This is a genomic window from Larkinella insperata (assembly GCF_026248825.1).
Classification (GTDB): domain Bacteria; phylum Bacteroidota; class Bacteroidia; order Cytophagales; family Spirosomataceae; genus Larkinella; species Larkinella insperata.
Window position 1 is genome coordinate 6,506,531 of the sequence record NZ_CP110973.1, and the last position, 16,238, is coordinate 6,522,768.

8 protein-coding genes are annotated in these 16,238 nt (G+C 51.7%); 3 read left to right on the top strand and 5 right to left on the bottom strand.

The genetic code is table 11. The features are described 5' to 3' along the window. Positions 1–81 precede the first annotated feature (81 nt). A complete protein-coding gene (locus tag OQ371_RS26160) occupies positions 82–1,308 on the bottom strand; it encodes an exo-beta-N-acetylmuramidase NamZ family protein (RefSeq protein ID WP_265991482.1) in 1,227 nt (408 codons plus the stop codon). A 139-nt stretch (positions 1,309–1,447) separates the two neighbouring features. On the opposite strand from OQ371_RS26160, the gene OQ371_RS26165 reads away from it, so the two are divergent. After that, positions 1,448–2,686, top strand: coding sequence for an ABC transporter permease (locus tag OQ371_RS26165; protein WP_265991483.1), 1,239 nt, complete (start codon positions 1,448–1,450; stop codon positions 2,684–2,686). An 804-nt stretch (positions 2,687–3,490) separates the two neighbouring features. Here OQ371_RS26165 and OQ371_RS26170 read toward each other — a convergent pair. The 3 genes from OQ371_RS26170 to OQ371_RS26180 form a co-directional block, all read right to left on the bottom strand. Further along, the gene (locus OQ371_RS26170; RefSeq protein WP_265991484.1) at positions 3,491–4,210 is read right to left on the bottom strand and encodes an SGNH/GDSL hydrolase family protein; all 720 of its coding nucleotides are present in this window, start codon (positions 4,208–4,210) and stop codon (positions 3,491–3,493) included. A 287-nt stretch (positions 4,211–4,497) separates the two neighbouring features. Next, positions 4,498–7,359, bottom strand: coding sequence for a PAS domain S-box protein (locus OQ371_RS26175; RefSeq protein WP_265991485.1), 2,862 nt, complete (start codon positions 7,357–7,359; stop codon positions 4,498–4,500). Positions 7,360–7,757: 398 nt separating this feature from the next. Next, entirely contained in the window at positions 7,758–8,144 is a 387-nt protein-coding gene (locus OQ371_RS26180; RefSeq protein ID WP_265991486.1) for a T9SS type A sorting domain-containing protein, read from the bottom strand. 250 nt (positions 8,145–8,394) lie between these two features. Between OQ371_RS26180 and OQ371_RS26185 the strand changes: the two genes are divergently transcribed. Both OQ371_RS26185 and OQ371_RS26190 read left to right on the top strand, forming a co-directional pair. Beyond that, positions 8,395–9,363 (top strand): alpha/beta fold hydrolase, encoded by a 969-nt coding sequence (locus OQ371_RS26185; protein ID WP_265991487.1) that lies wholly within the window; start codon positions 8,395–8,397, stop codon positions 9,361–9,363. 74 nt (positions 9,364–9,437) lie between these two features. Beyond that, positions 9,438–10,529: an SDR family NAD(P)-dependent oxidoreductase gene (locus OQ371_RS26190; RefSeq protein ID WP_265991488.1), complete on the top strand. Its 1,092-nt coding sequence runs from the start codon at positions 9,438–9,440 to the stop codon at positions 10,527–10,529. A gap of 118 nt (positions 10,530–10,647) precedes the next feature. On the opposite strand, the gene OQ371_RS26195 is transcribed toward OQ371_RS26190, so the two are convergent. Beyond that, positions 10,648–15,474, bottom strand: a complete 4,827-nt coding sequence (locus OQ371_RS26195; RefSeq protein ID WP_265991489.1) for a putative Ig domain-containing protein — start codon at positions 15,472–15,474, stop codon at positions 10,648–10,650. Between the last annotated feature and the right edge of the window lie 764 nt (positions 15,475–16,238).

Consider the following 16,238-nt stretch of genomic DNA (forward strand, 5'->3'; position numbering starts at 1 on the left):
CCCAATTAACCAACAAAAAGTTGCCCGGTGTTGCTCTTTTTCAGGACCTGAAACCACAGGCCGGGGCGGGGTACTAAAACATTACTCCGGGTAGATCAGGTACTTTTTTCGTTTGGTTTTGTAGTCGCCCAGACCAGGTTCCCAGGTTTTCCGAATGGCTTCTTCGGTCAGACCGACTTTCAACTGTAACCGCAACTGATCGCTGCCGTACAGCTTGTCGATGTAATTCGTCGCCAGAAAGAACTTGTCTTTGTCGACCGCTTTGTTGTAGAATTCGATCAGGTACTTGAGGGTTAGTCCCTGATTGGTAGCATCGATTCCCGACAAATCACGGCCGTAACAGAGTTTGCCTTCCTGCGGGGGATTCATGGCGCCCGGCTTATCGACCGGCGTAAACTGGTACGAGCCAAATTTCGGATTGCCCGGTCCGCCGATCACCTGAAACTGTTTATCGGTGCCCCGCCCTATGCTGACGATCGTGCCTTCAAACAGGCAAAGCGTGGGGTACAGCAAAATAGCCTGCTGATTCGGCAGGTTTGGCGAGGGAGCCACCGGCAGCGTGTACGGCATCTGGTGCGTGTAGTTTTTTACGGGAACCACCGTCAGCGGGCACAGCAGTTCGGCGCTGCCTTTCAACGGTTTGAGCCATTTTTCGCCGTTGATCATCCGGGCCAGTTCGCCGACAGTCAAGCCGTGCAGAATGGGAATGGGGTGCATACCAACAAACGACTGGTACTGCCTATTCAGGATCGGCCCGTCGACATAGCGGCCGTTGGGATTCGGTCGGTCCAGCACAACCAACGACTTTTTGTATTCGGCGCAGGCTTCCATGGCGTAGTGCATGGTGCTGATGTAGGTGTAAAACCGGGTGCCTACGTCCTGAATATCAAAAACGATCACATCCAGTGAATCGAGTTGAGCCTGGGTGGGTCGGCGGTTGGCCCCGTACAGCGAGATAATGGGAACACCGGTTCGGGGGTCGCGACCATCGCTGATTTTTTCCCCGTCGGTGGCCTGCCCGCGAAACCCGTGTTCGGGCGCAAAGATGGTTTTAATCGTCACACCGAGTGCCAGCAGGCTGTCTACCAGGTGCGTCTTGCCAATAACGGACGTGTGGTTGACGATCATCCCGACCCGTTTGCCGAGCAAGGTGGGCACGTACAGGTTGGTCTGCTCCGCTCCGGTTTGGATTCCGTCCGTCGATTGGGCCGCGGCCGGTTTTTTATTGGTTTGTCCGGAACAACCAATCGGCTGTCCCAATACCGCAATGAGGCAGATCAGTAAGAGCAATTTTCCGGATGAAGTCATAGCAGCTAAGCGTTTATCCTGCAAATCTGTTACTTTTATGTGGTATTTTATAGAAAACCGTTAACCGGCTGGCAATTTTTCCGTTATCAATCCAAACCGGTTCTCCGACACGGTCACCCGATCGTTAACCTCTTTACACTTGAACGTTCCGTTTTTCATTGCCCGGCGAATTCGTCATACGCCGACCGAAAGCTTCTCCGCCACCGTTACCAAGGTCGGTGTAGCCAGCATTGCCATCGGTCTGGCCAGCGTCATCATCGCTTTTGCGGTCTTGTTTGGCTATAAATTCGCGATTCAGCAGAAAATTTTCGTGTTTGGATCGCACATTACCGTTTCCAAATTCTCGCTTAACAATTCGTACGAAGAAACCCCGCTGGAGCTGAAAACGACCCTCTATCAGCAGGCTACCAGCATTCCGGGCGTTCGGCATGTTCAGGGGGTGGCCACAAAAGCCGGGATGCTCAAAACCGCCGATGAACTCTCGGGCGCGGTTCTGAAGGGCGTCGGCCGCGAGTACGACTGGGAGTTGTTCCGCAGTTCGCTGGTGGCCGGGAAGCTGCCCCAGTTTTACAAAGATAGCGCCCAATGCAACCCCAATTACTCCTGCCAGGTGCTGATCAGCAAACGGATTTCCGATCGGCTTCAGCTCGACGTGGGTAAAGACGTGATCATGTACTTCATCGGTAACCAGTTGCGCCCCCGGAAACTTCAGGTGACGGGTATTTACGATACGGGACTCGAAGAAGGTGATAACGTGATGGTCATCGGCGATCTGCGGCTGATCCAGCAACTCAACAACTGGGGGGCCGATTCGGTGGGGAGCTACGAAATCTTCGTCAACGATTTCAACCGCCTGGACGACGTCTACCGGCAAGTCCGCGAGGTTGCTGCGCCCGATATGCGGCCCCTGCGCGTTACCGACACGTATAAACCGTTGTTCGACTGGATGACGCTCCTCGACCAGAACACCGGCATTTTTCTGGCCCTGATCCTCTTCGTGGCGGGTTTCAACATGGTGGCAATTCTGCTGGTTCTGATGCTGGAACGAACGCCCATGATCGGGTTGCTGAAAGCCTTTGGCAGTTCCAACACGTTGATTCGACGGGTTTTTCTGTACGTCGGCTTGAACATGGTTCTCAAGGGTCTCCTGATTGGTAACCTGCTGGGCATTGGGCTGTGCGCCCTCCAATATTACTTCAAGCTGATTCCGCTCGATCCCAAAAACTATTACATGGATACGGTTCCGATTGCCTGGGATTTCCGGATGATTGCCTTGGTCAACGTGGCTACCATTGTGCTGATTGCGCTGGTGCTCTGGCTCCCAACGCTGGTGGCCACCCGGATTCAGCCGATTAAAGCGTTGGTATTTAAAAAGTAAAAGGATTCAGAGACTCTGGCCGACTGACCCTTTGCAAATCAATAAATTAAAATGGGTTGGAGACAAAACCTCCAACCCATCTCGAATAGAAACTAACCCGTACTCTGTTACTTAGATCACAATTAGTATCACATCTCGTATCGTTTAGTATTTATACTCACCTATTATTGTACAACTTTTTGCATACCATACACTTATGGGTTAGCTGCGTTTTAAATTACCTTACAATTTTATACTTTTTTCCTGAACGCATCAAGTACAAAATTCCTTCTTTTACTAAACGGCAGCAATAATATTTTACCATACCAAATTTTCCATGCAATAATGACCTAAAATATTATACGTCGGCTAATTTTACTTAATCTTTAAAGGATTGCATCACCACTTAATCCCCTCAATAATAGCCGTTTACCGTCAACACCTTCTTTTGCCAGACTATTGCCACCACTCTTGTTTTATTTTATTTATTTCTTTTCCGTCTCGGGGTAACAATTACTTAATACGTATAGGGATTGATGGTTTAGTGTTGGACGAATAAAGAACCGGGCCGTTGAACAACGCGACGGCATTGTCCAACGGCCCGAATTGCACCCGACCATGGGAGACGTAAATTCCCTTCCCGCTTATTTTACCCGGTATGGTTTTCCCCTGCCACAGCCGAATTACGAAGCAGATCCACTTCCCGGGCCCCGATTCCATTAATTGAGTGAGTTCCCGGGTCACCATTTGGCGGTCTTACTTCCGTACTATCCTGCACCGGCAATCCACCCCGTAGTCCGTTGTTCACCAGTAAGATTTAAAGAATTACTGGCGGGTCAGGACCGGCATACTTTGCAGAATGCGCTCGGCCACTTTCTGATTGCCCTTCTGGTTGAGGTGCAGCAGATCGACCCGCAGGGAAGCCGGTACCACATCGTAGGTGTGATCAATAATGTCCTGCATTTTAGACGGGTCGTACTGGGAAAGCAGATACGCGTGGATGTTGACGTAGTGATCCCCGTAGATTTTATACAACTCCCCGTTCAACTGCATAATGGCCTGATGCCGTTGCGTAAACACCTGTTCATTCTGATCAAAATCACCATTGATCATGCCCAGCACCAGATAGCGCTGGTGACCCAGAGCCGCCACCATCGATGCGATATCGGCTTTGATCTGCTCCGGTTTGTCCAGGTTATTACGCCCCGCCCAGATGATGGTGTTGTACGGGTGTTTCTCTTTGTCCGCGAGCATGCGCTCGGCGATCTGGCTGCTGGTCTGGCCCGAAATGCCTTTATTGATGTACTTGTAGGTCGTTCCCGTCAGCTTTTCGAGTTCGGTCAGGTACGTAGATGTACTGGGGCTGCCTTCCGTCAGGCTATCCCCCCAGCCGATGATGTACTCGGAGCGGGAATTGTCGGGAGCCACATCGTTGCCGGATTTGCATCCGCCTACTGTGTAGATAATCAACAGTAGGCTCAGACGGGTGAGAATGGAAGAACAAAAAGCCGTTTTACGTTTGGTAACCTGCCGAAGCGTGATCATACTGACCCTGTAGAAATAGATAAAAAGTCATCGGGCGTTCCTCCGCCGTCGCCCGACGGAATGTTGAGGTTTGTGCCCTTTACTAAACGGCCGATTGAGCCGGAAATTGTATTTGCAAAAAGGCGTCAGAGTGCCCAGTTAGCGGTATGAGATGATAGTTTTGGGCGGACTTCCCTCAAAAAAATCCAAACAGTCGCCCGGCTGGCCAGGAAAACCGTTTGGAAGTTGAGGAAAAGAGTAACCCCATTGGCACGGAAAAGCCGCCCGCCCTTTGGGCGTTTGTTCGGTTAACCGGAGATGCTTCCGTTCAGATGAGCTTCCATGACGGACTGAATGACCGGCATTTCGGATTCAAGCACCTGAATGTACTGATCGATCAATGGAGCAATTTCAGCCATTCCTTTCTTATCGGCAATCAGCGCTTCTGTGGCGGTAACGAGTCGCGCGGCTTCGGTCAGTCCGAAGGTTTGAATAATGGCTTTCTGGGTATGAATCAGGCGTTTAATCGCCATCACGTCGCCTTCGGCCACCGACTGTTTTAATTGTTGAATTTCGACCGGCGTCTGATGCAGAAACAATGTCATCATCTCTACGGCAAAATCCATGTCATTGCCAACGGCATCGAGCAACGGTTCTACGGAGAAACTGGGAGCCGGTGGGGTGTACGTTTTTTGGTTGGGTGTCATTGTTGATATACCGGGTAAATATTTTCGGATAATCCGTTGTAACTCTTCTATTTGAAAAGGTTTGGGTATAAAATCATTCATGCCTGACTGAAGGCATTGCTCCCGTTCATTGGCCAGGGCGTGGGCCGTCATGGCAATGATCGGGACTTGTTTATTCAACGTCGTTCTGATGTACCGCGTGGTGGTGTAGCCGTCCATGACGGGCATCTGGATGTCCATCAGCACCAGATCAAAGTCGGTTTTCTGGAGCAGTTCAACGGCAATCTGCCCGTTCTCGGCAACCTGCGCCGGGTAACCCAGCCTTCCCAGCACCTGAAGAGCCAGCTTCTGGTTCATGATATTATCCTCCACCACCAGGATTTTCACCTCCCGGTCGATGGGTCCGGCTTCTTCCTCCGCCAGCACGGCATCGTGGACGGACTGGTGCGGTGCAATCTTATACGGTATTTCCAGGGTGAAGCAGGAACCTTTTCCGGCCTCACTTGCAACCGTAATCCAGCCGCCCTGCATTTCCGTTAGCGATTTGACGATGTTCAGGCCCAATCCGGTCCCTCCGTAGTAGCGGGTTGTAAAATCGCTGGCCTGCCGGAAGCGCTCGAAAATATGGGGCAGAACGTCCTTTTCCATCCCAATTCCCGTATCCTCAACGGTAAACCGGATCCGGGCCGACTCATCCTGCACACCCGTTTTTTCGATCGATACCGCTACCCCGCCGTACTTGGTAAACTTGACCGCGTTGCTGAGCAGGTTCAGCAGGATCTGCGTGAGCCGGGTGGGGTCGCCCAGCACCACCGGAGGTAAATCCGGACCAGTTGCAACGCGCAGGAAGAGGCCTTTGTCGCGGGCCGATGCATCGAGCATGGTCCGGATGGAGTCCGCCAGCGAACAGATACTGAACGGAATACTCTCCAGCGGCAGCATCCCCGCTTCAATTTTGGAAATATCGAGAATGTCGTTGACGATAGTCAGCAGGTTTTTACCGGCCGTCCGAACGTAGTCAACGTATTCCTTTTGCTCGGAGCTCAGCGCCGTCGATCCCAGCAGGTTCGAAAAGCCCAGGATGGCGTTGAGGGGCGTCCGGATTTCGTGGCTCATGTTGGCCAGAAACTGCTTTTCGGTATGCCGGGCATCTTCCGCCACCAGCTTTGCCTTCGCCAGTTCCTGCTCAAGCTGCTTTCGTTCGGAAATGTCGTAGTGAATGCCCATGGAGCCAACTACTTCGCCCTGTTCGTCCAGTATGGGTGCGCCACTGACGATAACCCAGATGGGAGTTCCGTCTTTGCGCCGGAGTTGCAGTTCGTAGGAATTGGCTCCGCCCTCATCCCGCAGCTTCTGCTGCTGGCCCTGAAACGTTTTGAATTCATCGGGCACCAGCAGGTCGTTGGCCCGCTGGCCAATCAGTTCCTCCTCGGAGTAACCCACCATCTGGCAAAACCGGTCGTAAGCCTGCCGGATCACCTGATTATTATCCACCTCCAGCAGCCCCAGCTCCATGCGGTTCATGATGCCCCGGTATTTCTCTTCGCTTTTGCGAATCTGCTCGTTAGCGCGGTACTTTTCGGTTATATCGGTATACTGCCAGAGATGCCCCCGGTACTCCCCTTCCAGAAAAATGGGAATGTAATTGCGTTTGACGATACGCCCGTCCACCAACTCAACAACTTCGTTGACAACGGTTTTCTTTTGCTGGATGGCGACGTCCATTTGACAGGTGAACAGCTCCGGATTAGTAAACAATGCATCCGACGGATGGGCCCACCGGAAGTAATCCGTACCAATCACCTCATCGGGCGTCACCTGAATGCCGAACAAATCGCAGTACAACTGATTGACCAGTATCACCGTACGGTTTTCGTCTTCCACCAGAACGCCGGTTTGCAGGTTCTTGATGAGCGAAGTCAACCGGGCCTGGGTACTTTGTAGTTTATCTTTGTTGATGATCCGGGCGGTAATGTCGCGGGCTACGGCAACCAACTCCGACTTTTGCCCGCCTTCTTCGATTACCCGGACCGTCTGGCCGATCCACACTCTGCGTCCGTCTTTGGCCCGAACCGGAAACTCGGTATACATGCTGGACTGCCCCGTCTGGAACATATTCAGGTAAAATTCGGCCACGGTGGCCCGCCACTCCGGCTCGATCAATTGCAGGTAATTCAGCCCAATGATCTCCGCTTGCGAATAGCCCAGACACGATTCCACAACGGGATTGACGAATGTAAAAAAGCCGTCGAGGGTGGTTGTAAAAATGATGTCCTGCACCGACTCGATGACGTGCCGGTAGAGGCTTTCGCTCTTTTGAAGCTCAGACGTTTTTGCGTCAGGATATGGCATTTCCTGCAGCATCCGGAGCTGCTCGTTGGCGTGCCGAAGCTGCTGTTCTCTTTCCACCAGAACAGCTTCAGCCTGCTGACGGCTTTTTTGCTCGGAAGCGAGTTGGCGTTCCAGCTGTTCTATTGAAGACATACTATTTCCTGATCATGATAATCCGGGCCGCCGGGTACGGAAGGCGAAAAAACCCTGAAATCAACGGCTCTCTGAGCCCTCCCAAACCAATTTTCACCGATCAGTAAATACTCATACCGACTCCACCGTTTTCTTATCACGATCTTTCCGTTGAGAGATGGACTAACTATACGTTCAAAGTGCAAAAGTGACCTTCCATTCCAGAGCAACAATTATGCCGCGTCGTATGAAAAAACACCCGGGGTTCTGCCCATTTTCAAGGATAAAAAGTGTTCTCCCAGAGAAGGTTAGGCAGCCCTTATTCCGTCTGATAATGTAAGCACTTTTACGGGCTTAAAAAACAAAAATCCGACTTTCCAGCCGGATTTTTTTCAGGATCAAGTAAATTTAATCGTCTATTAATTCATGCTCACCAAGCGGGATGTCTGTACGGTGGGCGTGCGGGTTTCCAGTTTTACCGTTTTTGCTTCCGTGTAGTTCCCATCGGAGATTTCAACTTTGTAGACTCCGTCTTCCAATCCGTTAAGATCGAAGCGGAAATTCGTGGCTTCGTGGCCTTTTCCCAGCTTCTTCGTGACCAGCGTGTGCCCGTCGTTGTTGATCAACCGGATGTTCACCTTGCTGTCTTTCGCTTTGCTGATGTTTACACCAACTTTCATGCTGTTAATCATGGGGTAAACAGCCGACTGGAATGTGGCTTTGGCCTTACCGGCGTTGTCGGTGGCAAATGCGCTGGAAGCAACCAGCGTCAGGGCAATGAGAGCGGAGGCAAATAGCATTTTCATCGTATTGTTGTTTAGAGTTGAAGGATGTGCTTTTCTGTTGTTTACTGCTTTTTGTTGATTCAAAGGTAATACTTACATAAGGTACCTTGCTATGCATAGTACTTTAGCGGTCGAAAAACCGGGCGAATGGTAACCGGCCAGGATAAACATCTGGCCTTGCGGATAAGATAGGTTATTAACCCACTTTTAATCCATCCGCAAACATCTCAACGGCCCGGACGTTGGTTTTCTACATGAACTTCTTTTTGCTATGCGACTTTTCAGCTTTCAGATTCTGGCTTGCCTGGGCCTTCTTTTTTCCTCTACGCTTCTTGTTGCTCAATCTACGGCCGTCGACTATCCGTATCCGGTGCAGTTTCTTTCACTGAACATAGAGTCAAAGCCCGTTCGGATGGCTTACATGGACGTAAAACCCGCCCAGCCCAACGGCAAAACGGTTCTGCTGCTGCACGGTAAAAACTTCAATGGGTACTACTGGAAAACCGTTGTTCACTGGCTGACGACCAACGGCTACCGGGCCATCGTTCCGGATCAGGTAGGCTGGGGAAAATCGTCTCACCCCGACATCCACTACAGTTTTCACCGGCTGGCGGCCAATACCAAACACCTGCTCGATACGCTCGGCATTCGGAATGTAACGGTTCTGGCCCACTCCATGGGCGGTATGCTCGGAACACGGTTTACGCTGATGTACCCCGAAATGGTGGAGAAACTGGTGCTCGAAAACCCGATTGGCCTGGAAGACTACAAAACGTTTGTTCCGTACCAAACGCCCGAACAGCAATTTCAGAAGGAGAAATCGGCCACGTTCGAATCCTACCAACAATACCAGAAAAGCTATTACCCCGTCTGGAAACCGGAATACAACGATTTGGTGCGGGTGCAGGCCAGCGACCTGAAATCGCCGGATTTCAGCACCATCGCCTGGTCGAACGCCCTGACGTACCTGATGATCTACGAGCAGCCCGTCTGTTACGAGTTTAATCGCGTGAAGGCCCCCACCCTGCTGATCATCGGGCAGGAAGACCGTACGGTAGTTGGCAAGAATCTGCTTTCCAAAACCGAGCAGGCACAGCACGGCTTTTACCCCGAGCTGGGCAAGCAAACCGTCAGGCAGTTTCAGACGGGAAAACTCGTCGAACTAGACGGTGTTGGGCACATTCCGCACATTCAAACCCCCGAACGGTTTCTTAAAGCCCTTGGCGATTTTTTGAACTGAGTCCAAATTATTTCCAACCATCTGACCCGTTGGACAGTTAAAATTGAATAAAGGGATCAACCAACTCACACATCATGGATAATCAGGAAAACAAATCAGCCAAAACCGCACTGATCACGGGTGCCTCCAGCGGCATCGGCCAGGAACTCGCCAAACTGTTTGCCAAAGACGGTTATAACCTCGTCCTTGTTGCCCGCAGCACCGAAAAGCTGAACGAACTCGGCGGCCGGTTCTGGGATGAATACGGCGTTGAAACGGTGGTCATTACCAAGGATTTGTCGGAAGAGGATGCCGCCCGGGATGTTTATAATCAGATCAAGGAGAAGAATATTACCGTTGATATTCTGGTCAACGACGCCGGTGTTGGTCTGTACGGCATGTTTGCGACCGAGACGGATTGGGAAAAAGAAAAATCTCTCATTCACCTGAACGTACTCACAACGACGCTGCTGACCAAGCTGTTTCTGAAAGACATGGTGGAGCGGAACGAGGGTAAAATTCTGAATCTGGCGTCCATTGCGTCCATTACGCCCATGCCGCTGATGGCGGTCTATGCCGCCACTAAATCGTACGTCTACAGCTTTACCCAGTCACTGATCAACGAGCTAAAAGACACGAACGTCAGTGTAACGGCCCTGCTGCCCAACGCCACCGACACCGATTTCTTCAACAAAGCCGGTGCTTCGAACACGAAGGTAACGGAGAATCTGGACGATGCGGCCATGGTTGCCAAAGACGCCTACAACGCCCTGCTAAAAGGCGCTTCCAAGGTGATACCGGGCGGTTTGGGTAACAAGGCGCAGGAAATCATGGCGTATTTGGCCCCCCAGGAAGCCATTGCCCAGATGATGCGAAAAAATATGGAGCCGAAAGACAACACCCCGACGGAAGAAAAAAGCAACAAAGCCGCCTGGGCGTGGGGCATCGGTATTGCCGCTGTCGTGATTGCCGGAGCTGCGGTGGCGCTGGCCTACAACAACAGCAACCTTGTGGATAAAGCCCGGTACCGGTATAGAGCGGGTAAACTCAAATCCGGCGCGGATGATGTCTACAGCGATGTAAAAGACTCTCTGTTCAGTGGATTGGACAACGTGAAAGACGCCGTTGCCACCGCGAAAGAAGTGGTTGCCAAAGCCCGGGAAACCTTCGCCAGTGCCATTTCGTAAGTGGCAAAGGGATTAACCGTGTTCGAGTAGCCTAGATAAAAAGAAAACCGCCGGTCAGCGCGGGTTGCGTTTTGGACGCTCCCTGCCGACCGGCGGTTTTGTTATTAAGGAATCCTCCTTACTCGCCTTTCACCAGCTTAAACCGCTTGGCCTGGTTGCCCTTACCTACCTGTATGATGTACAGACCCGGTACGAACTCGCTACCCAAGTTAATCTGCTGGTCAGACGCTACATCTTCCAGTTGCAGCACCACCCGTCCGTAAGAATCGTAGACAACAACGGGCAGTTTGCCTTCCTGACGACCTTTGATTTGCAGGTTGAAAGAACGCGTGAAGGGGTTCGGATACGTCTTGATCGACATACCCGCCGTTTCCGGATTGCCAAACACGCTCAGACGGCCCGCAGCAGCTTGATCAACCACGCTGAAGGACACCGTCAACGGCGTACCCGCAGCCCCCGTTGCACCGGCACCCGTGTAAGGGGTTACAGTCAGGGTGTAGTTGCCAACGGCGGGCGTCCAGCCGTTGTAATTTCCGTTGTTGTCGCCGAATAAGGCATACGGGAAGCCCGTCTCGGTCTGCGTGCGGCTTTGTTTACCACTCAGTACCATCCGTACCGAACCTACCGGACTTGGGTTGGTATTGGCCCGGATGTTCAGGCTACGGGTTACCAGCGTAGCCAGGTTAAGCACCTGCCCGTCGGTCAGCGTCAGAATTTCCTGCTCGTTATCCGCATTCATCAGGCTAACACTTACCACCTGCTGAGCCGCGGCAGCCTGGCTAACCGTCACGATCACTTCGTCAGAAGCCGTGGTATTCTGATTATCGGTTACCGTCAGGCGGAACACATACGTACCGGCCACTAAGTTGCTGGCGGTCAGAGTAGCTGCGCTGTTGTTTGACAGCGTAGCCAGTGCCGGACCACTTTGCTGCGTCCAGCTGTAGGCGGTTATGCTGCCATTGGCATCTGAACTGGTTGAACCATCCAGCGTGACGCTGTTTGTCGGCAGCGTAATGGTTTGATCAGCACCTGCCCGGGCTACGGGTGCCGTGTTTGACGGCGCCTGATCAATGACCGTGAAGCTGAGTGTCAGCGGAGTACCGGCAGTTCCGGCGGCACCCGAAGCGGTATAAGGCGTAGCCGTCAGGGTGTAGCTGCCGGTGGCCGGTGTCCAGTTGTTAAAGTTACCGTTTACGTCACCGAAAAGGGCATACGGCAAACCGTTGTCCGTTTGGGTACGGCTTTGTTTGCCACTCAGCACCATGCGCACGGAACCAACGGCACCCACATTGGTATTGATCCGAATGTTCAGGTTACGCGAAGGCAACGTGGCCAGGTTGATCGTCTCGCCGTTGCTCATTTCCTTGATTTCCTGCTCGTTCGATGCGTTCATCAGGCTAAAGCTCACCACCGCCTGCGGAACCGTTACCGTGAAGACTTTCTGATCAGAAAGCGCGGGCAAGCCGTTATCCGTAGCGGTAACCGTCAGGCTCACCGTACCGGTGGTCGTCGGTGTCCAGCTGAAGGCACCGGTGTTGGCGTCGATGCTGGCAGAAGCCGCTCCTGCGACACTGTAGGTCAGGCTTTGATCCGTATCAGGATCGGTGGCCTGTACCGTGAAAGTCAGGGCTTGTCCTAACGTAGCCGTCTTGCTGCTAATCTCAGCCAGCACGGGCGGCTTGTTAGCAGCGGTTGCTTCGCAGAGTACCGAGATGTTGATATCACCATCTACATCAGAACTGCGGATGGCTAACGTAGCGTTTTTGAAGCCTTCTGACAGCGGGCTAAAGCTGATTGGCAAGTTTACGGTCTCTCCGGCCGGTATTACAAATGGTACCGGGTAATTGACCTTAAACTCAGAACCCTGCGGAAAGCTTGCTGACGTAACGACGATGGCCTGGTTTCCACCCGTATTCGACAGTTTGATAATGCTCGTCCGGGTCGCGTTGACAGGGATCGCTGACAGCACTTTGCTTGAACCTGCGTCGTCAGAGATAGACCCTGGCGTAACCTGCGTAACGGTCGGCGTGGTGGGTTCACCTTTGAAGTAAACTTCCTGCTCGCTGATGGCGTTGCTTCCCTGCGCACCGGAACCCGCAGCGACGTAGATACCGCCATTGTTGACGATTGCCTGCGTAGCGTGCCGTCCTTTCTGCATGTTGGCCAGCTTTTTCCAGATACCCGTACCAAAGTTCAGAGCTTCCGTTTCACCGTGAGCCGCTGGCTGGTTACTCTCTCCCCCAATGACCACCAATTCACCATCCAAAACAACTGAGGTTGTTCCAGCGCGCTGGGTCGGAATTGGATTGGGCAACGTTGACCATTGTCCGGTCGTGAAATCATAGACGTCAACCTCCGGCACGGTTAGCGTGAACGTCTGATTGGTGTTGGCCGACGTGCGACGGCCCGCAGCCGCATACAATTTGTTTTCATAAACCACGGCCTGGAAGTGATCGCGGGCGTGTGGTGCATCGGCCAGTGTTCGCCAGATACCGGTTGCCGGATCGTACTCATCAAACCAGGCTACATATCCGTTGTTGTGGCCTTTTGTGTTTCCGCCAACAATGTAAATCTTCTTGTTGTAGACGACTACACCGGCGGTTCCCCGACGTCGATCAACTGGGATATCGGGTCCTAAATACCATTTATTGGCTTTAGGATCGTAAATGTGAACCTGATTAACCGTGGGCTCCTGCGGATAGCTACCCGAGAGAGCACCCACAACGTAAACCAATCCATCCAGCGTAACGGCCTGGAAGTGGTGCATATCAACCGGGGTTTGGGCCGCGTTGGTCCACACTTTCGTGATGGGGTTGTAAACCTGTACGGGCTTAATTCCACGACCACCAATCAGGTAAAACTTGTCACCCACCTGTACATATCCGTTCTCGAAACGCGCGGTTGGCTTCCCGGTGTTGGGAATGATGTTTTGCCAGCCACCCGCAACGATCGGCGGAGCAATCGTGATTACAAAGTTGCTGCTTACCGTTCCGTTCTGACCATCGTTGGCCGTTACTTTCACCGTAATGCTCTCAGGGCCACCTGCAGGCGGTGTTCCGTTGAAGGTCCGGGTATCCGAGGTAAAGCTCAGCCACTCCGGCAAAGCCGTGTTATCGCTCAGGCTGGCGGAGTACGTCAGCACATCGCCATCGGGATCCGTGAAGGCATTCGCATCAAACGCAAAGGTGAAAGCAAGGTTTGCTGTTGCGTGTTGTTCCGGAATTGCATTGGCAACTACTGGCGGGCGGGGCGCCTGATCGATTACCGTAAAGCTGATGGTGAGCGGGCGACCGGCGGTATCCGTTGCGGCAGTACCGACGTACGGTGTGGCGGTCAACGTATAAGTACCAACTGCCGGTGTCCAGTTTTTGAAATCACCGTTGGTATCACCGAAGAGCGCATACGGCAAACCATTATCTACTTGCGTACGACCTTGTGCTCCAGTCAATACCATCCGTACCGATCCTACGGGGCTGGGGTTCGTATTAACCCGGATGTTTAAATTGCGACTGGGTAAGGTTGCCAGATTCAAGCGGTCGCCGTTAGCCATCACTTTGATCTCCTGATCGCTGGTGGCGTTCATCAGGCTGAAACTTACCACCGATTGCTGACTCACCGGCGGAACCACCGAAACCGTAACAATTTCCTGCGCTGTCAGCACGGGACTTCCGTTATCGGCTGCTTTGATGGCAATGTTATACGTACCGAGCGCAGTTGGCGTCCAGCTAAATTCACCCGTAGTCGGATTGATGCTGGCACCACTGGGCCCTGAGATGCTATACGTTACACTCTGGCCGGCATCGGCATCCGTCGCCTGAGCCGTAAACGTCAGCGGCTTGTTGATTGTAGCAGTCTGGCTACCAATCGCCGTCAGCACCGGAATGGTGTTGGTGGTGGAATTGGTGAACGAAAGGACAAAGTCATCACTGGCTGAACCACCTTTCCCATCGCTGGCCAGCACCTTTACAGTAATAGGTGCGGTGTTGCTGGGCGCGATACCGCTAAACGTCCGGGTAGCTCCGTTGAAGCTTAACCATGAGGGCAGGGCAGCGTTGTTGTTCAGACTAGCGGAATACGTCATGGCATCATCATTGATATCCGTGAAGGTATTCGCAGGGACGGTATAAGACCAATTGGCACCAACCGTTGCTGTCTGATCGGGAATTTGCGCGGTAACAACCGGAGCGCTGTTGCCCGGCGTTGCACACTCGCTGGTTGTTTCAGCATTGGTCAGCAACTGAGCGGCTGACTGCGTAATCGTGGAGTGAAACAGCACGATCCGGTCAATCAGGTGGTACGACGCCCGCGCTGAGATTTGCAGTTTGTAAACACCTGGTGCGTTGAATTCAACCTTAACAGGCATGCCATCTTCGTCATTGGCGAAGGAGTTCCAGGCCCAAACCAGACCGGCGGCATTGTAAAAAATCTTGAACCAGCCGTCTCCACCCGCACCGAAGGCTACCGGCGATTTACCCGTTCCTTTGGGATATACGATGAGGCCGTTTTTTTCCGCATAAAAATCACTGGCGTCCGGGAAACGCAGCCAGGAGTCATTATGCTCATTACCAGCCGTTCCCAGACCGACTTTACTGCGCCACTGGAACGTATACTTCCCGGCTTTGGTGATTTTGACGGTGGTTTCGATTACTCCAATTCCCGGGGTCGCGAAGTTCTCGGCGTTTACCCAGGTAATGTAGCCACTTCCCGTGTAATTGGATTCGGTTGTTCTCTTCTGCCAGCCCGTGGGGAGCGTTAAGTTCTCTGTTTCAATAACGACCAGACCATTTTTCTCTTCATAAGGAGAAGGACAGTCGGCCAAGGCTACTCTTGCTGCTGCGTTGGGCAAGTTGCCTACTTTGACAGCGGAAATTTTGGTTGCGTTGCCTGGCTCCCGGCTACCGCTACTGCCGGGACCATCGTTGATCCGGGTCCTTGATGATGTCAACAAAGGTGACACCAACAGCACTAGAAAAAGGTAAAGATAATTTTTCATACTGAAGTAAATGGAATTTGAATAAGAATAGGATTAGATAAGTGAAACAAAACGAAATTGATAATCAGATTTTCAAGCGTTAATGACTAAAAAGCATACTCCTTATTTGCATAGAAATCTTATTGGGCTGAGCTGACCTGCCCTTTTTGATAATAATAAATCTTTAAAGTCGTTGAGTAAACTACGCTATACCGGTTGATACTGGTCCTGTTGTTTACGGTCGAATTAATACCAACAAACCGTAAGTACCCCACTTCTGGACAGCCAAAAAATGGCTAAAACTACCGTTTAGTTGCCCGTTTGGAACGTCAGTTCAGCGGTATGGCTCTCCTTAATTTGAAAATTAAATCAGGCTAGGAAATCTGGTTAGGATAGTGGACAAATTCGTTTCATGTGGACACAGCCGAAACTTGCTTATATTCTGCAGTAGTGGCGGACTCTCTCTACTTATTTGCTATGGTTTCAGAATCCGATCAGAACAATAAGCTTTCTACTACTTACATGCACATTTAATCTGCCTTTAATTTCGAGCATAAAAATACCTATTAATTTTAATTTACAAGTGACATTTAAATAAGCTTTTGCAAGAATCTAGCTTTTACTTCTAAGTATATATCATTAAACTTCCATCTGTACGCTATCTTTTCGACTTGCTACTCATACCGCCAAACACAAAACACCCAAGCCTTAACTAGCAGATTTTCAATATTTTATAT